This window comes from Shewanella sp. 1CM18E, from assembly GCF_023161665.1.
Lineage (GTDB): Bacteria > Pseudomonadota > Gammaproteobacteria > Enterobacterales > Shewanellaceae > Shewanella.
Genome location: NZ_JALNTW010000005.1, coordinates 219,844 through 243,255, shown reverse-complemented (window position 1 = coordinate 243,255; position 23,412 = coordinate 219,844). Strand labels below are relative to the sequence as shown.

Here is a 23,412-nt window from a genome sequence, read left to right as displayed (position 1 = left end):
TTTGATGCATAGCAATCTCAAGTATTTAACTTATAAACGCTGTTTAAGCGTTAGTTATACAGAGATTCAATCAAGCAAGAGGAGCGGCAATGAACTCCCCACAAAAGAGCGGTAGAAAAACACTCGTATTACTATTACTGGCTTTCTTGCTGCCTGTTGTCGCAGCCAAACTAGTATTGAGTTTTGATCTCTATAACGGCGGTGCAACCAATAAAGGCCAACTATTAGAGAGCGTCAGCTACTCCAATCTAGCGATGGCTAATCCTCAGCCCCAAGAGTGGCAACTTTTATATCAATTACCTAGCCATTGCGATGCCACCTGTGAAGATAGACTTTACATCTTACAGCAAAGCCATACAGCCCTTGGTCGTAATCAAGACCGAGTGCACACCATCATTATGGTTAATCAGCAAAGCGATACCACAGCATTAACCGGCTTCGATTTTGTTACTGCCACACCATCTGCAGAGCTTAGCCAGTTACTTAATCAACAACAGCTAGTGATTGTTGACCCTCTGGGCAGTTTAGTCATGAGCTATCCCGTTGCTAGCGATCACCAAGCACAAATTATGCAAGGCAAAGCCTTAGTCGCTGACCTACGTAAGCTGCTGAAGTTGTCGCGAATAGGATAAGGAAGGCCTGTTATGCAGATTAATTCGTTATTGAAAATCACCTTAGTCTTTACCCTCTGCGTTATCTTAATGGGCGCTTACACTCGACTAGCTGACGCTGGGCTTGGTTGCCCAGATTGGCCAGGCTGCTATGGTTTACTCAAAGTTCCCACAGCAGCGCACGAGTTAAACCAAGTTCAGCAGAACTTTCCAGGTCATACAGTAGAAGCCGATAAAGCTTGGCTAGAAATGATCCACCGCTACATTGCAGGTACTTTGGGCTTGTTAGTATTGCTTATCTTAGTGCTCAGCCTTAAAAGCCAAGACGCCCCCAAAAAATTACCTATGTTTATTGCCGCACTGATTATCTTTCAAGCTGCTTTAGGTATGTGGACAGTCACCATGAAGCTGATGCCGATTATTGTGATGGCGCATCTGCTCGGTGGCTTTGCCCTATTTTCACTACTCTTGTTACTGTACTTACGTAATAAACCGCTGCGGATCCCCGGAGGCGATCCTCGGGCCCGCAAACTAGCAGGATTAGCTGCAATCTGTATTGGAGTGTTACTGCTACAAATCATCTTAGGCGGCTGGACCTCATCAAATTACGCAGCGCTTGCTTGCACCACTCTACCGATTTGTGAGGGGAACTGGGTCGATAACCTTAATTTCGCCGATGCATTCTCACCTTTTCAGGGCGATCACCCTAGCTTTGAGTTTGGCGTATTAGATTACTCAGCCCGCATGACCATTCATGTTGCTCACCGTATTGGCGCTGTCATCACTAGCATCATGCTGTTATATCTTGCTTTTAAGCTTATTCGCACTGCGAGTTCAAGCATTATGCGTAACGCCGCTTGGTTATTGATAGCCCTAGTGGTACTGCAAGTCATACTCGGGATCAGCAATGTAGTTCTGCATTTACCACTTGGCATTGCCGTATCTCACAATGGCGGAGCGGCCTTACTGCTTTTGACCTTAGTTTTTATTAACTACGCCTTATGGCGTAAAGCATAGGAGGGCAAATAAATGACAACGACTAACGCCCACACTAACGTGCAACCGATGATGAGAGGTTTCAATTATGGCTAAACCAATCGCACTACCTAGAAACCCAGCAAGTTCAATATTTCAGTGGCGCGCCTACTATGAAATGACCAAACCTAAAGTCGTCGCGCTAATGCTATTAACGGTTTTAGTCGGCATGTGCTTAGCAGTACCCGGTGCAGTACCGATAACACCTTTATTAGCAGGAATGGCAGGTATTGGCATGATGGCAGGTTCTGCAGCCGCTTTTAATCACCTTATTGATCGCCGTATTGATGGCTTAATGGCGCGCACCTATAACAGGCCGCTACCTAAAGGCCGAGTGTCAATTACCAAGGCATTAACGTTTTCGTTTGGCTTGGGGATCTTAGGTTTTATTATTCTATACGCCCTAGTAAACCCGCTAACCGCTTGGCTAACCTTTGCTAGCCTAATTGGCTACGCCGTGGTTTATACCGCTTACTTGAAGCGCGCAACGCCGCAAAACATTGTGGTGGGTGGGCTTGCTGGCGCGATGCCGCCACTACTTGGCTGGACTGCGGTAACTGGTGAGTTTCACGGTAATGCGCTACTGCTCGTTATCATTATTTTTGCTTGGACACCGCCACACTTTTGGGCGCTAGCAATTCATCGTAAAACTGAATACGCCAAAGTCGATATCCCTATGCTACCGGTTACCCATGGTGTTGAGTTCACAAAAACCTGTATTTTTTTATACACCATTTTACTCGCCATCGCGTGCTTACTGCCGGTGCTTGTTGGCATGTGCGGCCCAGTTTACCTTGTGGGCTCAACACTGCTGAGTGCAGGCTTTATCTATAAAGCGTGGCAGCTTAAGTACCATGAAAAACCAGGTTTAGCGATGGATGTATTTAAGTTTTCGATCTACCACTTAATGCTGCTGTTTTTGGTGTTATTGGTTGATCACTATATTTAACTAACAAGCACAGCCTTGAGTTATTAACTACTGAACGTAGGCGAGCGAAAGCGATGCAAAATAAAGTAAAAGGGGATAAAAGATGAAGTTCACTTGGATTATTGCAGCCATTTTTCTCATTGCCGCAGGCGCCTACGCCAGCGTACAGCTCAGCCAACAACCTCTAAAGTTGCAAACAAGTTTTGAATACCCAACACCGCAACCTTTAGCGCCATTTACCTTGACCGATCAACGCGGCAATAGCTTTAGTAATGCGGATCTACAGGGGAAATGGAGCCTGTTTTTTATCGGTTACACCTCCTGCCCCGACGTTTGCCCTACCACTATGGGCAAACTCACATCAGCCTACGCAAGTTTAAATCAAGAGTCTGATGTACAAGTTATTTTTATGTCGGTCGACCCTGAACGTGACAGCACCAGTAAACTAGAAAGCTACATGAAGTTCTTTAATCCAGACTTTATTGCGGTCACCGGAGAGCACAAGCAGCTTTTTCCGGTCACCCGTAGCTTAGGCTTTGTTTACGCCATGGTGGGAGATGGTCCTGATTACCAAGTTGACCATAGTGCGTCGTTTGCTCTGGTCTCTCCTCAAGGAGAAAAGATCGCAATTATCAAACCCAAATCGCATTCTGCAGGCCTACTGCCACAGATAAAAAACAGCGATTTAATTCATGACGTTAATGCAATAATCGCCAAATATTCGAGTTAAAAAAAGCGCCTAAATAGGCGCTTTGATTCAATCTATTACTCGGCTATCCATTGGCCGTTAGATTTTGGTCTCACCCAAGGTTGTGAAAACCAGTAGTAACTGCCCTTTGTTTTACTCGGAGCGGTACAGTTATAGCGTGAGCGACCTGCTGGTAGATCTAATTCAGCCTGAATACTAAATTGGTTATCACTAATCCAGTTTGGCTTTTTAGCACCTTGCCCTTGAATAAAGCACATCACTTGCGATGCGTTAATATCGCTCATATCTAAGGTTACTTTGATTTCTGGTCGCCACTCGCCTTGCGCCAACTGTGGATTGCTATTGGTTTGTGCAATAACTGGCATATTCAAACTATGAAGTTTCACCTTTAAGCTATTAAGATCAGCATATACACCCGCCACAGGAAAACGTGGCAACGCCGTTAACGGTGAATACGGACCTGCCGCTCCCGATTGCTGACCAAAAGCCACAAAACCGTGCTTAGTAAGCATGGCTTCAATTTGCTGATTGTATTCGCCATACGGGTAGGCCAGCATTTTTAAGTTCTGCCCTGTCGCTTTAACGATCTCAGCTTCAGTGCGCAAAATGTTGTCTTCAATACGCGCTAGCCATTGCGCGTCTGTTTCACTAGCTTCTTTACGAATTAAATGCTCATGATTCCAACTATGGTTAGCAATTTCAGCACCTTCTTTAGATAAGGTAACCAGTTGCTGCCAACTCATCATTTCACCATAAGCTTTTTGAATTGGCTCAACCGAGACAAAAAGCGTGTAGGGGAAATTATATTGCTTTAAAATAGGATGAGCAGTATTTGCAATGCTGCGATATCCATCATCGAACGTAATCGCGATTGTCTTCTGTGGCAGTGTTTTCTTTGCCTTAATAGACTCCACAACTGTTGAAAGTGGCACAACATTAAAGTTGTTGTCCGCTAGATATTGCATCTGCTCTTTAAATTGAGCTGGTGTTACGCTTGTAACCGCAGGCGTGCTATCCGAAACATGATGATATTGAAGGATCACCGCTGCGTGAGCCGAAAAACCTGTCAGCGCTAACAGCGCTAGCAACACGTTTTTAACCATAAATATTAGACCTCTAAAATGATTGCCTTATTGTTAAACCCACAAAAAAATCGTCAATTACTCGCTCTTGCGCTACCGATGATTTTATCAAATATCACGGTGCCGCTATTAGGGCTGGTTGACACTGCCGTTGTTGGACACCTTAGTAACGCCTATTATTTGGGCGGTGTGGCAGTTGGGTCAACGATTATAACCTTAATTTTGTGGTTGCTTGGATTTTTACGCATGGCAACCACAGGATTAGTCGCGCAAGCCTATGGCGCCGACGATACCCAGCAGCAATTTAAACTGTTAGTACAAGCCGCTAGCTTAGCGTTAATGTTTGGTATAGCCGCCATTGCGCTGCAAACGCCAATTTTAAATTTGGCCATGGCGATGTCAGACGCCAGCGTGGAAGTTGAGCGCTACTGCCGTGAATATTTCCAAGTCAGGATCTGGTCTACGCCATTTGCGCTAATGAACTTGGTGATGCTCGGCTGGCTTCTTGGACGTCAGCAACCCAAAGCCGCTATGTGGCAGCTAATCATTGCCAACTTAGTCAATATCGTTCTCGACGTATTGTTTGTATTGGTGCTTGGTTGGGGCGTAAAAGGTGCAGGTTTAGCATCTGTGTTTGCTGATATCTCAGGCTTTTTAGTTGCACTAACTATGGTTCGCGGTCAGCTTAATAAGCTCGGTGGATTCAAACTATTTGCGGTTGCTAAGCAACTATCATTACAAAGTTACGCTAAGCTAATCAGCCTAAATGCCGATATTTTTGTACGCAGTTTGTGCCTGCAGTTATCGTTTGCCTTTATGACTTTTTACGGCGCAGGTCTTGGCGATAACACAGTGGCAGCCAATGCGGTATTGCTCAATCTCTTGATGCTTATTTCATACGCTTTAGATGGTATAGCCTATTATGCGGAGGCCGAAGTCGGCCGCGCCTATGGCCAGAAAAATAGCCAATTAATGCAAGAATCTGTAACACTTGCTTGGGCTTGGTCAGCGATTGCTGCGCTCTGTTTTACGCTGTTTTTTGCTGTTGGTGGCTCACAGATTATCTCTATGCTCACCAGTATTAGCGAAGTACAAGCGGTTGCAGAGCAGTACCTTATCTGGGTGGTATTCTTACCGCTGCTGGCTTTTGGATCTTATCTATTTGATGGGGTCTATATTGGCGCAGCTAAAGGTAAAGTGATGCGTAACAGTATGATTTTATCAACCTTCGGCGTGTTCTTCCCTGTGTGGTACTTGCTGTCAGAACATGGCAATCTCGCCTTATGGGCGGCAATGAGCTGCTTTATGCTCGCTCGCAGTGCATCACTATCTTTGCATTACTGGTTTAGATTAAGGCTAACGCTTAGCCATTAAGTAACGACTAAATACCGCCATAAAAAAACGCGACCTTAGGTCGCGTTTTTATTTGAATCACTTAATCCAATTGCGGTTAGCAATTATTGGTAAGAGTGATCGCCATGCTGATGCTCTGTTACATCTTTAACGCCAGTTAGCTCGCCTGGGAACATATCAAGAAGTTGCTTCTCGATACCATCTTTTAGCGTTACATCAACCATAGAACAACCGTTACAACCACCGCCAAACTGCAGTACAGCGATGCCGTCTTCAGAGATTTCAACTAGCATGATGTTACCACCATGGCTTGCTAGCTGTGGGTTGATTTCAGACTGGATAACATACTCAATACGTTCTTGTAGTGATGCATCGTCAGACACTTTGCGCATTTTAGCGTTTGGTGCTTTCAGTGTTAGCTGTGAACCAAGCTGGTCGGTAACAAAGTCGATTGTCGCTTCTTCAAGGAAAGGAGCGCTCTTTTCGTCAACCATGGCATTAAAGCCGTTGAATTCTAATTCTGTGTCATCAGCTTCAACCGCGTCTGGTGGACAATATGACACGCCACACTCAGCTTGCGCAGTGCCAGGGCTGATAACAAATACTCGAATGTGAGTTCCTTCAGGCTGATCTGATAACAATTTAACAAAATGCGCCTGAGCTGCTTCGGAAATGGTAATCATGAAAACATGCTCCGTCAGGAATAAACCTGAGTGTTTTAGTAAGAATTAACCCTATAATACTCTTACTCTGCATTCCTTTGTAGCCCCTAAGGCTCACAGATTAATAATAAATACCAATCAGATCACAGTTTTTTATCATACCCTAGAGTGGTTTTGTCGCGCTCGAGCTGTTAATTTAACAACAATATTATAAATATAACGAAAAACTCCATGTCTAAAATTGGTCTTGTTTTTTTATGCGCTTTTTTGATCTTGCCCGCTTTTTTCGCCGACGCAAAAAAGACGCGCTTAACCGATAACCCGCTCTACGGTGTGACCACAACCAGCCCTGAAGCATTTTTAGGTTATCCACTTGGCGAGCGCTTGTTGCGTCATGACCAAATCAATTATTACCTCAAACAAATAGCCAGCGAAAACCCCAGAGTCTCGATTGAAAATACCGGCCAAAGCCACGAAGCCCGCCAACAATTAACAGCGGTTATCACCTCCAGTGCAAACCAAGCCAAGCTCGATGAAATCTTAGCTCAGCGTCAACAAGTTAAATACCAAGGTGAGCAACAAGGACCAATGGTGATCTGGCTGGCTTATTCAATCCACGGTGATGAAAGTAGCGGCGCCCACAGCGCCTTAAAACTGAGCCATATGTTAGCCACTAGCGAAGAAAAGTGGGTGAAAGAACTCCTTAATAACGCAGTCGTCCTCATTACACCAACACAAAATCCCGATGGCTTTGACCGTTTTTCAACTTGGGCCAACGGCTATGCCGGTAAAGTTGCCGTTAGCGACCCCAACCATAAAGAACATAAGCAAGGCTGGCCAAGTGGCAGAAGTAATCACTACCTTGCCGACTTAAACCGAGACTGGCTGTTCTTGCGCCACCCTGAATCTCAAGGGCGAGTAGCGTTATTTCACCGCTGGCAGCCGCATTATGTGGGTGATTTTCATGAAATGGGCCACAACCAAACTTACTTCTTCCAGCCAGGGGTACCAGAGCGCACTCACCCACTAACATCGAAAGCAAACCAGAAAATCACCACCAAGCTTGCCGCTTATCATCAAGCAGAATTGGATGATAAAAAGCAACGCTATTTTAGTCGCCAGCTGTTTGATGACTTTTTCTATGGTAAAGGCTCTACCTATCCCGATATCAATGGCGCTGTAGGAGTGCTGTTTGAGCAAGCAAGTGCTCGCGGCCAGCAACAAGATTCCGTTAATGGCTTAGTAACCTTTCAAGAAGCGATAGATAACCAATATGCGACTTCGATTTCCAGCCTTAAAGGCGCATTAGCGTTAAGATCTGAGCTAGAAGAATATCAAGCGGATTTCTTTAAAAACAAACACCAAAAGGCCGTTAAAAAGAAACCGCGTCAAGCGGGGCTGCTACTCAGTGCTGATAACGATAGCGGCCGAATTGATGCGCTTACAGCATTGTTATCTCAACATAAAATTGAGTATTACTACCTTACCCACACGCTCTCACAAGGCGGGCTGGATTTTGCTGTAAACAATAGTATTTTTATTCCCAATAAGCAGGCCCAGTCATCGCTGCTAGAAGCTATGTTTGACGATAGAACTGAGTATATCGACCCGACTTTTTATGATATTTCCACTTGGAATCTACAATACGCTTTTGGGTTAACTTTGCGCCGCAATGTAAAGCTAGAACTCAGTGTACTGAGCCAAACTCCACCAGCACTTACTCCAGCAAGTTTTAGTACTGGTGCAGTTGCTTTGCTGATTGATTGGCGCCAAAGTCAGGCTACGCTATTGCTACAACAACTGCTTGAACAAGATATATTGGTCAAGTTTGCCGCTAAACCCTTTAGCATGCAGGTCAAAAATAAAGACCTAGATTTTGTCGCTGGCACCTTACAAATCCCGTTGAAACAAGATGGCTACAAGGCAAGCGAGCTTAGTAAGCTAGTCGCTCAACTCGCGAACAAACTGAAAGTCGATGTCGTTGCAGTAAACACCAGTGCTGCAAGCAGTGGTATTGATCTTGGTAGCCCAGACTTTGAGTTAATTAAGCCAATTAAGCCGCTGCTAATTAGTGGTAAAGGTACCTCAACCTCTGAAGTTGGCCAGCTCTGGTATTATCTCGACAATGTTTTAGGTGTCGCCACGACTTTAGTGGATATTAACCAACTCGCTTCAATCAAACTTAGCGATTACAGCCACGTATTACTGGCCGATGGCCGCTACCAAACCTTAGATGAGCGCTTTGCACGTAAGCTAGGTCAGTTTACCAGTGAGGGCGGCGTAGTTATCGCCCAAAAAGGTGCACTAAATTGGCTCGAGAAATCTAACTTACTCAAAAACAATTTACGTAGCGACCGCTTTTATAAGCAACTATTTGATGCCGAGGGGCTTACCTTCGATGAAAAGTCAGCTTTTAAAGCTAAGCAAGCCATAGGTGGGGCAATACTCGAACTAAAACTCGACCCTAGCCACCCAATCAACTTTGGCCTCAATGGCGATAGACTGCCTATTTTGAAAAACAAAGTGATCGGCTTTTCACAAACCAATGGCCCTTTCAGTGTTGCAGCTAAGTACACATCAAAGCCTTTGTTAAGTGGCTATTTAGCCCAAGAGTACCAGAGCAGTTTTAGTAATTCGCCTGCGATTATTGTTGAGTCTCGCAATAAGGGCGCTGTAGTGGCGATTGCAGATAACTTGCTGTTTAGAAATATCTGGTTAGGTAGTGAAAAAGTCTACGCTAACGCGCTGTATTTTATCCCAGCGTTAAATTAGCCATCCACTTGCATTAACTTAGAGAGCAACTCTGTATTATTAACTGCAATTTGGTGCTTCGGCTCGAGCCAAACACCAAACTTGCACTTGAGTATGAGTCGGCATAAACAACTTAGCGATTTCATTTACCGTAGTGCCTGTTGTTACCACATCATCAATCAAAGCAATACGTTGCAAGTTAATTTCAGTCACTAACTCAAACGCATTAAGTAAGTTTTTACGTCGCCGCTTACCCGATAATCCCGCTTGCGGTTCAGTCGCTCGAGTTCGTATCAAACAGTCATCTAATAGCGGAATATTCAAGCGAGTCGATAGCGCCTTAGCAATTAACCAAGCCTGATTAAAACCGCGCTGCTGCAATCTCTGTTTATGCAATGGCACGGCGATTAAAGCCTGTGGCAACGTTAAACAGTCTATGCGAATGAGATAATTAATCCGCTCAATTAATGCATCAACTAACACATCAATAACCGCAAATTGCGCCTGATACTTAATCTGGCCAACCCAATGCCCTAACCCTTGATGGTAACTACAAGGAGCTACAATTTTTAACTTACTAGTAAGCATGCACTTGCCACAAAACGCCATTGGCAGCTGAATTTGCCTGCCGCAACCTAAGCAAATATCGCCTTGATAACAGCAAGCAGGTAAACACACGCCACAAATACCGCGCAGGGCAGTGAAGATATGTTGATGGCACATCAAACAGCGATTGGGTAACATAGCCGCCAGCCATCTATTACTAAACATGTTGTTGATAGATGAAGTCCTTTTCAAATTATCAGTACAAGCCAACGAGATCGATATGAATCAACACCCTCTGCACATTGAATCAATTGGCCAAGGCCCAGATCTCGTCATCCTCCATGGCTGGGGTGTTAACAGCGCGGTATTTGCGCCATTAAATGATGCTTTAGCTGAGTATAGAGTCCACTATGTGGATCTGCCGGGATTTGGTAATAGCCAAGCAGTAGAAGGCGATATTCAAGACTGGCTTGCGGCCATTATGCAACAAGTACCAGAAACTGCGATTTGGACAGGATGGTCACTGGGCGGCCTAGTGGCAACACTTGCCGCGGCTCATCACCCTGAGCGAGTGAGCGCGTTATGTACCATAGCCTCGTCACCCTGCTTTATGGCCCGTGAAGATTGGCCAGGGATCCCGCCTGAAGTATTAGGGCAATTCGCCAGCCAATTAACTAAAGATCTCGATAAAACCGTAGAGCGCTTCTTGGCAATTCAGGCTATGGGTAGCCAAACTGCAAAAGCCGATATTAAGCAATTACGTGAGTTAGTGCTTGCTCGCCCATCGGCGCAGCAAAGCGCACTTGCCCAAGGCTTGGCTATGCTTGAATCCGTGGATTTACGTGCAGAAGTCGCTGCAATTAAGCAACCTTGGTTAAGAGTTTGGGGTAGACTCGATGGCTTAGTGCCACGCCGAGTAATTAAAGCCATGCCACAACTTGAAAATAGCCAAGACGTTATACTGGCCAAAGCCTCTCATGCCCCCTTTATTAGCCACACAGAGGAATTTATCGAGGGCTATAAGCTTTGGTTAAACAGTGCTGCGAGCTATAAAAGTCAAAACTCAGACTAACCAAAACTAAATGCAACGGCTGCAACCTAGCGGTTACTGCTCGATCCGCTGAAGATCGACTAATTGTTTATTTTTACGCCCAAATTGATTAATATTTAAACGCAAATATTAATTATCTAATAAGGTGGGCCGATTAAATGTTAGTGGTTACCAACTATCCTAACGTGCCGATTGCAACAACTAATGCTGCAACCGATTCTGCGCGCACGGATAGTCAGCAACGACCACCTATCATTCCGCCACAGCAAGCAACTAAAGGCCATGAAGAACGCGCCTTTAACCCGCAACATGAGCGCACCGCAGAACAAACACAGACTCAAGCAAAATTGCGCGAGTCTATTCAAGAAAAACAGCAAGGTCAGTCTCAACAAGAGCAATCGGGGCAGGGATCTAGCCAAGAAAAGCAAAAACAAAACCAAGCCCTTAATTTAAAGCAGTTGCTGAGCCAACGCGCACCATTAAAGCGCAGTGATATTAAATTGCCCGGTCAGCAAGGAGCAACTCAAGACTCAGTCCCGGCAAAACATCCAATGCCTAATGAAACACTGCAATTTTACCAAGCATTTGGCGCCCGCATTGAAGCTTTTTATCATCAACGTACCGAGCCCAATAGCCAGCCTGATTTGCTAATAACCGCATAACTAGATATAAAAAAACCGACAATCAATGTCGGTTTTTTTGTTGCTGCGCCAAATTACTTTTTCAGCTTAGCAAAGGCATCGGCAAATGCATTACCCATGGCGGCGTTTGCAGGTTGCTTAGGCTTGTGGCTCTTTTGCTGCGGTCGTTGCTGGTTAGCACCTTTAGCACTATGTTGACCACCTTTATTATTGCTTGGGCGCGGCGCGACTTTTGGCGCATCACCCGCTTTATCTTCAAGGCGCATGCTTAAACCAATACGGCGGCGCTCAGCATCAACTTCCATCACTTTAACTTTCACGATATCGCCAGCTTTAACGACTTTGTGCGGATCATCAATAAACTTGTCGGTCATCGACGAGATATGCACTAGACCATCTTGATGCACACCAACATCAACAAAGGCGCCGAAGTTAGTTACGTTGGTCACAACGCCTTCTAAGATCATATCTAGCTTAAGATCTTTAATCTCTTCTACGCCCTCTTTAAAGGTCGCAGTTTTAAACTCGCCACGTGGATCGCGTCCCGGCTTATCAAGCTCGGCCAAGATATCGGTTACCGTAGGTAAACCAAATTCACTAGTAATAAAATCTTTTGCTTCAAGCGCTTTAAGTAACTCTGTATTACCGATAATTTCAGCAACAGACACCCCTTTAGCTTTTGCGATAGACTCTACCAAAGCATAAGCTTCAGGATGCACAGAAGAAGCATCCAGTGGGTTATCACCTTCGCTAATACGTAGGAAACCAGCGGCTTGCTCGTAAGCTTTAGGCCCTAGGCGTGCCACTTTTAATAAGGCTTTACGGTTATTGAATCGACCTTGCTCGTCACGGTGAGCAACAATATTGCGCGCTAAGGTTTTATTGAGACCTGCAACCTGAGCTAAAAGTGCTGCCGATGCCATGTTCACATCAACACCTACACCGTTTACACAATCTTCAACAACCGCTTCTAACGAGCTTGATAGCTGGCTTTGGCTAACATCATGCTGGTATTGACCCACACCAATCGCTTTTGGCTCAATCTTAACTAGCTCTGCCAATGGATCTTGCAGACGACGTGCAATCGACACCGCGCCGCGGATCGATACATCGATATCAGGGAATTCTTCAGAAGCAAGCTCAGACGCAGAATACACAGATGCGCCTGCTTCGCTAACCATAATTTTAGTCAATCTTGGCAGCTCAGCTTTAACTTGGCTGATAAGATCAGCCGCTAGCTTGTCGGTCTCGCGTGATGCAGTGCCATTACCTACAGCGATTAGCTCAACCTTGTGCATTTTAGCTAAGTTTGCCAAGGTTCTAACTGACTTATCCCACTGGTTTTGCGGCGCATGTGGGAAGATAGTGGTGTGCGCCATCAGCTTACCCGTATCGTTAACGATAGCCACTTTCACGCCCGAACGTAGACCTGGATCTAAGCCTAGAGTTGCTTTCGCGCCTGCAGGAGCAGCCATGAGTAAATCACCTAAGTTGCGCGCAAACACTTTAATCGCTTCTTGCTCAGCAACATCGCGCATACGTCCAAGAAACTCAGTTTCCATCTGTAGCGCAATTTTCACTTTCCAAGTTGCCGCAACAACCGTTTTTAACCAAGCATCAACGTTAGAATCGCTAAGGCCAAGCTTAAAGTGCTCGATAATAATCACTTCACAGTAACTGGCTTGCTTAGCATCTTGATGCGGATCCGCATTGATATTAAGGCTCAGCATGCCCTCATTACGGCCCCGTAGCATGGCTAACGCACGATGCGATGGCACCTTGGTTAGTTTTTCAGAGTGTTCAAAGTAATCTCTGAATTTAGCACCTTCTTTTTCTTTACCCTTTACCATGCGGCTTTCAAGTACTGCATTTTGCTCTACTTGAGTACGGATTTTTTGCAGTAGCTCAGCGTCTTCAGCAAAACGTTCCATCAAGATAAAACGCGCACCGTCAAGCACAGCTTTAGCGTCGCTAAAACCTGCCGCAGCATTGATATATTCAGCCGCTGCGGTTTCACAATCTGCTTGGCGATTCGCCAATAAAAAGTCTGCTAACGGCTCAATACCTGCTTCAATAGCAATTAAGCCTTTAGTACGGCGCTTTGGCTTATACGGTAGGTATAGATCTTCTAGGCGAGTTTTACTATCAGCGGCATTAATTGCAGCTTTCAGCTCAGGAGTTAACTTACTTTGAGCATCAATGCTCGACAAAATAACATTACGGCGCTCATTTAAATCGCGTAAGTAACTTAAACGGCTGCTTAAGGTACGTAATTGTGCGTCATCCAAGCCACCTGTGGCTTCTTTACGGTAACGAGCAATAAAGGGTACTGTTGCACCATCGTCGAGTAATGAAATAGTGTCGGTAACTTGTTGCTGGCGAACGTTAAGTTCTTCAGCGATGAGCTGTGCAATATTCTGCATAAATAGAGGTCGAGCCTAGTTGATAAATGGGAATTTGCCAAAGATACCACAGCACATGGCTTTGGTTAATGCTAATACTAAGACAATTATGCTAATTACGCCGCTAAACCGCAGCGTGTGCGTCACATAAGTTGGAGAAACTACTCAAAACCTTGATAAGAGATGCGGTTGATATACCAAACTTGCTCGCCAGCAGGGGTCTTGATCACTGCTTCGTCATCAACCTCTTTTTTGAGCAGACCACGCGCCATAGGAGAGTCGATTGAGATGTAGTCTTTACGGCCAAAAATCTCATCGTATCCCACAATCTTAAACTGTAACTGCTCGCCATTATCGTTTTCAATTTCAACCCAAGCGCCAAAAAATACCTTGCCTTCTTGCGCAGGCGAGTAATCAACAACTTGCACATTTTCTAGGGTTTTACGCAAATAACGAACCCTACGGTCTATTTCACGCAGTTTTCTCTTATTGAAAGTGTAATCGGCGTTTTCGCTTCGATCACCCAAACTTGCGGCCCAGCTTACTATCTTAGTGATTTCAGGTCGGTGCTCACGCCAAAGATAATTTAGTTCTTTTTGCAGTTTTTCGAAACCTTCACGGGTTACGATAGCGGTTCTCATAGCGTCTACTTTCTATATTAAGGGTAACGGGAATAATCGGCATTTTAACCGAGGCTGCTAGCTCTACTCTAGCGTAATTGCACGCTACAGACTAGAAATCAAAGCCTAAGCCTCGCTTCAGTTATCGTGTTTCACATCTCATCGCAGACTGAGTTTTTAACCCTGAGCTCAGCAAAATTTACGTTATTGCCCCGATAATCGACAAAACAGCAAATTTGTTACAATTTAACGGGCCACAATGCGTTATAAAAAACATTATAATTCAGAGCATTAAAACTCTATTCTCAATTAACTCATGCTTAGATAGTGAACTAATTGAAATCTCACTAGTCATTTAATTAGCAAAGACGCTATATTAAGCAAGTACATAAGATTAATAACAAATTAGCTAGATAAGCGACAACATAAGCGCATATTGATAGCAATAAGGGGCCACAAGCATGGGACAAGAAACCTCAAAGATTCTCGTTGTTGACGATGATATGAGATTACGCGCACTACTAGAGCGTTACTTGATGGAGCAAGGTTATCAAGTACGTAGCGCAGCCAATGCTGAGCAGATGGACCGTTTGCTAGAACGCGAGAATTTTCACTTACTTGTGTTAGATCTTATGTTGCCCGGTGAAGATGGACTGTCTATATGTCGTCGTCTGCGGCAAACTGGTAACCCTATCCCAATTGTTATGCTCACGGCTAAAGGCGATGAAGTCGATAGAATAATCGGCCTAGAGCTTGGGGCTGATGATTATCTGCCAAAACCATTCAACCCGCGCGAACTTTTAGCGCGAATTAAAGCAGTTATGCGCCGCCAAACGCCTGAAGTTCCGGGCGCACCGACCCAGCAAGAAGAAGAGATCACCTTTGGTGAGTTTTCGCTTAACCTGGCAACGCGTGAAATGCACCATGGCGAAGAGAGTATTGCATTAACCAGTGGTGAATTTGCCGTACTTAAAGTACTCGTTAGCCACCCTCGTGAACCACTGTCTCGCGATAAACTAATGAATCTTGCCCGAGGTCGTGACTATTCAGCCCTAGAGCGCTCTATTGACGTGCAAGTTTCACGCTTACGCCGCCTGATTGAAAAAGACGCCGCCAATCCTCGCTATATTCAAACAGTGTGGGGCTTAGGTTATGTGTTTGTGCCTGACGGTCAATCGCGTAAATAGTATTGTCATTATAAAACATGCCTTTAACTAGACGTTGGTGGCAGCGACTCCTGCCACGTAGCTCTTTTAGCCAAACAGTAATGCTGATTGGCTGTTTGCTGCTGACTAACCAACTGGTTTCTTATATTTCGGTAGCGGTTTACTTTATTAAACCCAGCTACCAACAGATAAATCAGCTTATTGCCAGACAAGTGAAACTACTGTTTGTTGGTGGTGTAGATATTGGTCGCGAACATTTAACTATGGTCGATGCACTTAATGCTAAAGTCAGCGACGATACCATGCACTTTTATAACCAAAAACAAGCACGGCAAGCCGGTATTGAGCGAGCAACTTACTACAGTTTTCTCTCTTCACAAATGTCTGAATATTTAGGCGGCGAGGCAGAAGTACGCATTGCCCAAGGTGAAGAGTTCGAGATCTGGATCCGTCCACCTCAAGCGCCGTCCATTTGGATTAAAGTGCCGCTAAAAGGCTTAAATGAAAAGAACTTATCTCCATTAACTTTGTACTTAATGGTGATTGGCGCCTTGAGTGTTGCCGGCGGTTGGTGGTTTGCACGCCAGCAAAACCGACCGTTACGTCGTCTACAAAAAGCCGCAATCGCGGTATCCCGTGGTGATTACCCTAAACCACTACCGTTAAGCGGCTCGACTGAGATCGTTGAGGTGACTAACACCTTTAATCAAATGTCTCACAGCATGAAACAACTCGAACAAGACAGAGCATTGTTGATGGCGGGGATCTCACACGATCTGCGTACTCCGCTAACTCGTATTCGCTTGGCTTCTGAAATGATGGTTGAAGAAGATCAATACCTTAAAGACGGTATTGTTAACGATATCGAAGATATGGATGCCATCATCAACCAGTTCATTTCATATATCCGTCAGGATCAAGAAGGTTGCCGTGAGTTGGCGCAAATCAATGATCTTATTCAAGATGTGATTCAAGCGGAGTCGAATCGAGAAGGTAAAATTGATTCTGAGCTCAGCGAATGCCCGCCAATTCTCATGCAAGATATAGCCATTAAGCGGGTGATCAGTAACTTAGTCGAGAATGCTTACCGTTATGGTAACGGCTGGGTAAAAATCAGCTCACAGTTTAATGGTCAGTTCGTCGGATTTAGCGTTGAAGATAACGGTCCTGGAATCAAAGAAGAACAAATTCCTAAGCTGTTTCAGCCATTCACCCAAGGCGATACTGCTCGTGGTAGCGTAGGCTCGGGATTAGGGCTCGCGATTATCAAACGAATTGTAGACAGGCACCAAGGTAAAGTTATTTTAACTAACCGCACCGAGGGTGGACTCCATGCTCAGGTTTGGTTGCCGATTGAATAACAATGATGAGTTTAATTCACTGTTTGTTGTAATTTTTTTGTAACCCTAATGCCATATTCTTACGCCAATTAAAAAAAGATTGGCGTGACTTATGAAAATCTCAACCCTATCACTTTCAGCCTCTGCTCTGCTGTTACTTATCGCAGCTTTACTTGCAGGCGTCGTTTTTTGGAGCAGTGATAAGCGCCAATCTATCGAGCAACAAACCATACAGCTACAACAAATCCAAACATTGTTTCTAGTTGAAGTCAGGCGCGATCTTGACAGTTATTTATCCACTGGCGATGCTGGACAGCTTGAGCGAGCTAAGCTCAACTTAATCAGTATTCAAAGCCAGATAAATCAGCAGCATAATTTGGACATTACTGAGATCCAGTCTTCAATCGACAACTTTATCAATGCCTTAGATAAAGATTATCGCGCAGCGGGTAAATTGGCAGGCAACCCACGCCAGCTATTAGCTCACGCTGAATCAGAAATGATAGATAACAACCGCCGCCTTGCTGAATATGCGTTTCAAGGGCAAAGCGAGCATCCTAGTTTAGCCGAGCAATATCTTGCATTAACCTCACAGCTGCCGCCAATCATTTACGGTTTATCTCAAGTTACCGCTGGGTACCTAATCGACAAAGAACAGCGATTAAAATCCATCTTAGCCACACTTATTAGTGAACTAGAAGCATGGCACGATAAACTCGATGCACTGGTGCTTATAGGCGTTTATGAAACCGTAGAAGCCGATGAATTTGCCCTTGGTGACGATGAAGCTGAACAAATTGAAATCGGCGAAAGTTACCGTAATGAATTATTAAGCTTAAGCAATCGATACAATAAAGAAGTAGCCAATACTCACGCACTATTGATAGAAAATCAGCGTACACAGCAAGCGCTAATCGAAGATGTTGCAGTTATAGAAAAGCAATTACTTGATCTCGGCCAACAACAAAAAAAACAAAATCATCTACTTAAAAAAGAGTTGATGATTGCCATCTATACCATGGTGTCGGTTCTAATCGCATTTGCCATTGGCTACTTAGTACTTCAGCAGCGCCGAGTGATTAAGCCGTTAAAGCACCTCAATACTGCATTTTCAAAGTTAAGCGAGTCTAATAGTCGTGAACGTTTAGCAATACAACGTCGCTGCGAAACCGGACAGATTGCCGGCCACTTTAATCAACTGCTGCACCGCTTTGAACAAGAAGATGAACAGCAAAGACAACAAATCACTTTAGTCTCGCAATCACTATCGCAACTTGTTGAACGCATTAACCATATCTCAGTTAGCACCGAGCAAACCCAAAGTATTGTATTAACGGCACAAAGCCAAACCGAACATATCCGCGTTCTCGCTAAAGACGTTAGCCAAACCACGGACCAAGTAGAAAAGTCTGCGCAGCAAACTATGGTGCAAATGCAGCAAAGCCAGCAAGAGTCACAAGCAGTTCTCGATGCAACCGAAGAAACCCAAACCGCCGTGCAACATTGCCATCAATCACTTTCAAGCCTAACCACATCTGTTTCTGACGTGTCACGCATTATTGATGTTATCGGTAATATTGCCGAGCAAACTAACTTACTTGCGTTAAACGCAGCAATTGAAGCCGCCAGAGCCGGCGAGCAAGGGCGCGGCTTTGCAGTAGTAGCCGAAGAAGTGCGTAATCTATCTCAGCGCACACAAGTGTCATTGAAAGAAATAATGCAAATTCTGAATCAGCTAACCCAAGCTAACGGCGATTTGGAGCTAAGAGTACAAGGTATTGAAGAAGCTACTCAAGCGCAGAAATCCCGAGCTCAAAGTCTATGGCAAGCCGCACAAAGCGTACAAAGCCAAGCGAGTGAAATGGTGAGTACTGCTCAACAAGGCGCTAATAGCACCCTTGAGCAAGTCGCACACTTAGATGAGTTTGTAGCCGCAATGCAAAGCCTTAAAGAGCATGCACAAGCGTCATCAAAACAAAGCGATGTTATTGCCAAAGAAGTGCAGCAGAGTGTAGAAAGTATTGAGGTAAGCCTAGGAATACAAACAATAAAAACAGCCTAAAGGCTAAACAAATACAAAAAAGGAGCTTAACAGCTCCTTTAAATTTAATTCAGAGGTTATTCCCTGAAGTAAAAATCAACTCTAAAGCGTGGCTAAAATCGCCTCAGCGGTGCTCACTTCAAATGATTTTGGTGCTTCTACATTCAAGGTTGTCACCACGCCATTATCCACCACCATGGCATAACGCTGCGAGCGTACGCCGCCAAAGCCTACAGTATCCATATCTAGCCCTAAAGCTTTAGTGAAACTAGCATCACCATCAGCAAGCATCATCAGCTCAGCTGCATTTTGGCTATCGCCCCAAGCTTTCATCACAAATGCGTCGTTAACCGAAACACAAGCAATTAAGTCAACGCCCTTAGCTTTAAGTTGATCGGCAAATACAATAAAGCCTGGCAGATGTGCTTCAGAGCAAGTTGGTGTAAAAGCGCCTGGTACAGCAAATAACACCACTTTTTTACCTGTAAATAGCTCAGCAACATCATGGTTAACCATGCCATCTTTAGTGAGCTGAGCCAGCGTGCCCGCTGGGAGTTTTTGGCCTTGTTCAATCATCAGAATATCCCTTCGTTATGTGTTCAGTGATCAACATGCTAGTTGAATTAAGAGTAAACAAAAACCATAACCCTGTAAGGGCTTTTAATTATCAGTGGTTATTGTGGCGTATTCTTTAATGATCCAATCAACGATCTTCATAATGCGTGCGTCCCTTTTTCTTGAAGATTTATATGCGATTGAATAGGTCCATCCTGTATAACAATGCGGTAAATCTAATTTGATTAGGTTTCCAGAGTCGACTTCAACCTGCAATGTTTGCTCTAACCCAAGAACAATACCCTGACCAAAAATTGCAGCCTGAACAGCTAGCATATTGTGGTTATAGATAAACTTTCTCTGTAACGGCCCAACACCGACTTTGTTAACTCTAAACCACCCTTCCCAATCTACGCCATAATCTTTATGTTTTGAGTAGAGCAATGTTTGCTCATGAAACGTTTCCAACGAAACATTCGGGTGTTTATCTAGGTATTCTGGACTGCAATATGCCACCAGCTTTTCTTCCACTAATGGAATAATGGTGTAACCATCTTGAATCTCACGAGTGATAATAAAAATATCTGCGAGCATATCACTCATTTCAACATCATCTTGAAACATACCCACATTAATGTTGAACTCTGGATGCTGCTTTCTAAACTCAGCCATTTTGGGAACTAACCAGCGAGCTGCCAATGAGTTATAGGAGTGAACTCTAACTTCGTTGGACATGTCGGGGACTAGACTGGCGCAAACACTGTTTAAATCATAAAAAACGGGGGCTAATCTTTGACGCAGTTCAAGGCCTGACTCTGTTAGGGTTATCTTGCCCGCATTGCGATGAAATAGCTTTTCTAGGAAATAATCCTCAAGCAGTTTTATTTGTTGCGAAACAGCGCTTTGAGTTATGCACAATTCATTCGCAGCAAGAGAACAACTTTCTAATCTCGCGCATGATTCAAAAACCTGTAACGCCCTTAATGGAATGTTATTGTTCATAATTTATATACAAAGTTTAAATGCATGATGCGCCAGATTAGCACAGAGGTTTAAACTAAAAATGTAACTCTGAGCACATAAGGATAGGAATATCCTGCTGTTTATAGACTAGTTAGCAATTATTCGAATAAGCTCACGAAACTGTCTATTTTGCGAGCAACACCTAGCATTCAATTACATTGGTGACATTTAGATCTTTAGTAGATCTTGCTTAAGTTCATCAAGAAATTCATCGGCTTGATCGAATACGCCTAGCATTTTAATGAATCCATGGATTACCCCCTCAAAACAACGATGTTTAACTTTGACTCCATCGCTTTGCAGGGCTTGCGCATAAAGAAAGCCGTCATCACATAATGGGTCAAATTCGGCGGTATAAATAAAGGTTGGCGGTAAGTATTTATGACTTTGGGCATTAAGAGGAGAACAATAGGGATTTAGTGCGTCAGCTTCACTACGTAAATAGTGTCCCCAATAGTATTTCATACTGGCCCGCTGTAGCAGGTAGCCTTCAGCATTCGCATGAGCAGAAGGCGTATCCCAACCATATTGGACTGCTGGATACACCAAGACTTGATATGCCAGCTTAGGTCCATTTTCATCGCGCAATCTTAGTGTTACAGCAGCCGCAAGGTTACCACCCGCACTGTCACCTAGGATCCCTACCCTCTGAGGATCTAACCCAAGTAGTTCTGCATGTTCAAAGATCCACAAAGTTGATGAGTAGCAATCATCCATCGGGATGGGAAATTTATGTTCTGGTGCTTTTTGGTAGTTAATTGCTACAACAACAGAACCAGTGCGGTTTGCAAGCGCCCGACTAAAATGATCGTTGGTCTCGATATTCGATACAACCCAACCGCTACCATGAATGAAAATGATGGCAGGCTGCGGTTCATCATTGGCACACACTACTGGACGATAAATTCGAACAGGAAGATCTGCTGTGGGGCCGGGAATAAAACTATGTTCAATGGCAACAATAGGCTCTAGCACTCGCTCAGCTCGTGCTTTAGTCAGTTCATTCATATCTAGACGCCTAGACTCGGCTGGAGTCATATCCTCATAAGGCTTGGCGCCAGAGTCGCTAACTTGCTGTAAATACAGTGCAACTTTTGGGTCTAAAGGCATACAACTTTCCTTATATATCAATATTTAAACTGCTGTTAATACAAAATGAGGTGTACCGCCTGAGGCGCTAACAGATTTAAGCTTTATTGGGGTCGTACTCCCTCTTAAACCTTGAGCCATAAAGGCTCACTCAGGCGGAACCTAATCAATCGAGTTGCGTAAAACTTGCCTGAGGGAGTACTTGAGTCGTCCCTTTTAGCCTTGATCTATCAGGTTCAATCTGAACCAATGGCATTACTGGCTGCATGTTCTTTGCCGAGCGTCGTGACAACTCCTGATACTCCAGAGTATTGAGTCCTTTCCAATGCAGATCTTGTTCAGTTACCTCACGAACATACTTTGCTGGTTGCCCCATCAATACCTGCTTAGGCTCGCCTTGATAGCCCGCTTTTACAAAGCTCATAGCTGCAACCATGCTGTTTTCGCCAATAATCGCGCCGTCCATCACTACAGCGTTCATTCCCACCAATGCGTTACGCTTAATTACACAGCCATGTAAAATAGCACCATGACCAATATGACCATCTTCCTCTACAACCGTATCCATGTCGCAGTATCCATGCATAATGCAACCATCTTGAAGGTTACTGCCACGTTGTAATATCAGCCGCCCGTAATCTCCACGCAATGATGCATTAGGCCCAACATACACATTAGCCGCTATGATCACATCACCTATAAGAACCGCTGTGGGATGTACATAAGCTGTTGGGTCAACGACTGGTATTAATCCTTCAAATTCATAGCAGGGCATAAGCTAATTACTCTAAAAAGTTTGACTGACTCATCACTTAGCAATAACGCCTCGAGCATTAAAGCCACTATTACTAAGTACCGAATCCTTTAAGTGCTGTTTAGACAGGAGGCAAACACCTCCTATTTCGACTTACTTCCACTCAACTAATCCAAAATTGAGATAAAAAGTCTCTGGGTCATTTGCATCCATCACTCTAAAGTGCACACAGTTATCGCCCCACTTCCAGATCTGGGTTTTCACTCTGCATCCTGGATATAAAGATTTAGTTAACCGAGTCTTGAAGCGCGTAAGACGTTCTGGCTCACCAGTAATCATGGCTTGGATAACATGACGACATGCAACACCTGCGGTACTTACACCATGCAGATTTGGCTTAGGATGGCCAAACTCCTGAGCATAATCCCAGTCCACATGCTGCGGATGATCGTCACCTGATAAACGGTAGATAAGCGCTTGGTTTAATGGAATATCTTGCTCTATTTCAAAATCAGGAGCGCGCTCAGGGATCTCAACAATATCAGTAGGAGCCTTGGGGCCGCCAAAACCACCGTCATACAAAGCGCAATCCCAGCTTTCATTGGTAAACAGCTTTACTCCTGCTTCATCGAACGTTTCACCTATATGTTGAGCTAAACAGCCCCGCCCTTCACCGCGATCATATAGCCCTTTCAACAGCACCTTAGTGGTCAATTTCCCGGGGTTAGTAGGTAACGGCTGATGGATTTGTAAATCAAATCCCCAATGAAGTGAACCTCCCCAGTTAAAGCCGTAATCGATAGTTTTAGTCACTTCAGCATCAACGATCTGAGTGGCTGCAAAGATAGGTAACACCTTTAAGTTTTTTTCATACACATAATCGAGATCTGTTTTGCCATCACTACCTGCACCGCAACCTAATGCAAATAGCATCACATCTCTGGCTGTATATTCATTAATAAATGGGCCATAGGTTTGCCCTTGCATCTCTAATTTCAACGCCATCTGTAAATCCTTTCATTACCTACAAACAGTTAAATTAAGGCCTGACAT

Annotated in this window: 21 protein-coding genes; 11 read left to right on the top strand and 10 right to left on the bottom strand. The window is 44.4% G+C overall.

Annotated features, from left to right (window positions below; translation table 11 throughout):
• Positions 1-89 precede the first annotated feature (89 nt).
• The 4 genes from MSG37_RS09865 (at position 90) to MSG37_RS09850 (ending at position 3,304) form a co-directional block, all read left to right on the top strand.
• The gene (locus MSG37_RS09865) at positions 90-632 is read left to right on the top strand and encodes a hypothetical protein (RefSeq protein ID WP_248470475.1); all 543 of its coding nucleotides are present in this window, start codon (positions 90-92) and stop codon (positions 630-632) included.
• A 12-nt stretch (positions 633-644) separates the two neighbouring features.
• A complete protein-coding gene (locus tag MSG37_RS09860) occupies positions 645-1,628 on the top strand; it encodes a COX15/CtaA family protein (RefSeq protein ID WP_248470474.1) in 984 nt (327 codons plus the stop codon).
• A gap of 67 nt (positions 1,629-1,695) precedes the next feature.
• Positions 1,696-2,595 (top strand): heme o synthase, encoded by a 900-nt coding sequence (cyoE, locus tag MSG37_RS09855; protein WP_248470473.1) that lies wholly within the window; start codon positions 1,696-1,698, stop codon positions 2,593-2,595.
• Between the two features lie 82 nt (positions 2,596-2,677).
• Positions 2,678-3,304 (top strand): SCO family protein, encoded by a 627-nt coding sequence (locus MSG37_RS09850; protein ID WP_248470472.1) that lies wholly within the window; start codon positions 2,678-2,680, stop codon positions 3,302-3,304.
• 35 nt (positions 3,305-3,339) lie between these two features.
• Here the strand turns inward: MSG37_RS09850 and MSG37_RS09845 are convergent, their stop codons facing one another.
• Positions 3,340-4,386 carry a polysaccharide deacetylase family protein gene (locus tag MSG37_RS09845; RefSeq protein ID WP_248470471.1) on the bottom strand — a complete coding sequence of 349 codons (1,047 nt, stop codon included), beginning with the start codon at positions 4,384-4,386 and terminating at the stop codon, positions 3,340-3,342.
• 18 nt (positions 4,387-4,404) lie between these two features.
• Here MSG37_RS09845 and MSG37_RS09840 point away from each other — a divergent pair, with 18 nt between their 5' ends.
• Entirely contained in the window at positions 4,405-5,739 is a 1,335-nt protein-coding gene (locus tag MSG37_RS09840; protein WP_248470469.1) for an MATE family efflux transporter, read from the top strand.
• 83 nt (positions 5,740-5,822) lie between these two features.
• Here MSG37_RS09840 and nfuA read toward each other — a convergent pair whose 3' ends face one another.
• On the bottom strand, positions 5,823-6,401 hold the full coding sequence (nfuA, locus tag MSG37_RS09835; RefSeq protein WP_248470468.1) for a Fe-S biogenesis protein NfuA: 579 nt from the start codon (positions 6,399-6,401) through the stop codon (positions 5,823-5,825).
• A gap of 210 nt (positions 6,402-6,611) precedes the next feature.
• Between nfuA and MSG37_RS09830 the strand changes: the two genes are divergently transcribed.
• The gene (locus MSG37_RS09830; RefSeq protein WP_248470467.1) at positions 6,612-9,152 is read left to right on the top strand and encodes a M14 family zinc carboxypeptidase; all 2,541 of its coding nucleotides are present in this window, start codon (positions 6,612-6,614) and stop codon (positions 9,150-9,152) included.
• Between the two features lie 39 nt (positions 9,153-9,191).
• On the opposite strand, the gene MSG37_RS09825 is transcribed toward MSG37_RS09830, so the two are convergent.
• The gene (locus MSG37_RS09825; RefSeq protein WP_248470466.1) at positions 9,192-9,875 is read right to left on the bottom strand and encodes a ComF family protein; all 684 of its coding nucleotides are present in this window, start codon (positions 9,873-9,875) and stop codon (positions 9,192-9,194) included.
• A gap of 82 nt (positions 9,876-9,957) precedes the next feature.
• Here MSG37_RS09825 and bioH point away from each other — a divergent pair, with 82 nt between their 5' ends.
• Complete coding sequence (gene bioH, locus MSG37_RS09820; protein ID WP_248470465.1) at positions 9,958-10,749, top strand: pimeloyl-ACP methyl ester esterase BioH; 792 nt, start codon at positions 9,958-9,960, stop codon at positions 10,747-10,749.
• Between the two features lie 137 nt (positions 10,750-10,886).
• Positions 10,887-11,390: a hypothetical protein gene (locus MSG37_RS09815; protein WP_248470463.1), complete on the top strand. Its 504-nt coding sequence runs from the start codon at positions 10,887-10,889 to the stop codon at positions 11,388-11,390.
• A 53-nt stretch (positions 11,391-11,443) separates the two neighbouring features.
• On the opposite strand, the gene MSG37_RS09810 is transcribed toward MSG37_RS09815, so the two are convergent.
• Both MSG37_RS09810 and greB read right to left on the bottom strand, forming a co-directional pair.
• Positions 11,444-13,792, bottom strand: a complete 2,349-nt coding sequence (locus MSG37_RS09810) for a Tex family protein (protein ID WP_248470462.1) — start codon at positions 13,790-13,792, stop codon at positions 11,444-11,446.
• A gap of 140 nt (positions 13,793-13,932) precedes the next feature.
• The gene (gene greB, locus MSG37_RS09805) at positions 13,933-14,412 is read right to left on the bottom strand and encodes a transcription elongation factor GreB (RefSeq protein WP_248470461.1); all 480 of its coding nucleotides are present in this window, start codon (positions 14,410-14,412) and stop codon (positions 13,933-13,935) included.
• A 440-nt stretch (positions 14,413-14,852) separates the two neighbouring features.
• On the opposite strand from greB, the gene ompR reads away from it, so the two are divergent.
• From ompR to MSG37_RS09790, 3 genes are all read left to right on the top strand, one after another.
• Entirely contained in the window at positions 14,853-15,578 is a 726-nt protein-coding gene (gene ompR, locus MSG37_RS09800) for a two-component system response regulator OmpR (protein ID WP_220778309.1), read from the top strand.
• 17 nt (positions 15,579-15,595) lie between these two features.
• Positions 15,596-16,918: a two-component system sensor histidine kinase EnvZ gene (envZ, locus tag MSG37_RS09795; protein WP_248470460.1), complete on the top strand. Its 1,323-nt coding sequence runs from the start codon at positions 15,596-15,598 to the stop codon at positions 16,916-16,918.
• 91 nt (positions 16,919-17,009) lie between these two features.
• Positions 17,010-18,959 carry a methyl-accepting chemotaxis protein gene (locus tag MSG37_RS09790; RefSeq protein ID WP_248470459.1) on the top strand — a complete coding sequence of 650 codons (1,950 nt, stop codon included), beginning with the start codon at positions 17,010-17,012 and terminating at the stop codon, positions 18,957-18,959.
• Between the two features lie 81 nt (positions 18,960-19,040).
• Here the strand turns inward: MSG37_RS09790 and MSG37_RS09785 are convergent, their stop codons facing one another.
• From MSG37_RS09785 to MSG37_RS09765, 5 genes are all read right to left on the bottom strand, one after another.
• Positions 19,041-19,514, bottom strand: a complete 474-nt coding sequence (locus MSG37_RS09785) for a peroxiredoxin (protein ID WP_248470458.1) — start codon at positions 19,512-19,514, stop codon at positions 19,041-19,043.
• Between the two features lie 84 nt (positions 19,515-19,598).
• On the bottom strand, positions 19,599-20,495 hold the full coding sequence (locus MSG37_RS09780; protein WP_248470456.1) for a LysR substrate-binding domain-containing protein: 897 nt from the start codon (positions 20,493-20,495) through the stop codon (positions 19,599-19,601).
• A gap of 189 nt (positions 20,496-20,684) precedes the next feature.
• Positions 20,685-21,626, bottom strand: coding sequence for an alpha/beta hydrolase (locus MSG37_RS09775; RefSeq protein WP_248470455.1), 942 nt, complete (start codon positions 21,624-21,626; stop codon positions 20,685-20,687).
• Positions 21,627-21,771: 145 nt separating this feature from the next.
• Complete coding sequence (caiE, locus tag MSG37_RS09770; protein ID WP_248470454.1) at positions 21,772-22,380, bottom strand: carnitine operon protein CaiE; 609 nt, start codon at positions 22,378-22,380, stop codon at positions 21,772-21,774.
• Positions 22,381-22,512: 132 nt separating this feature from the next.
• Positions 22,513-23,364: a MaoC/PaaZ C-terminal domain-containing protein gene (locus tag MSG37_RS09765; RefSeq protein ID WP_248470453.1), complete on the bottom strand. Its 852-nt coding sequence runs from the start codon at positions 23,362-23,364 to the stop codon at positions 22,513-22,515.
• Between the last annotated feature and the right edge of the window lie 48 nt (positions 23,365-23,412).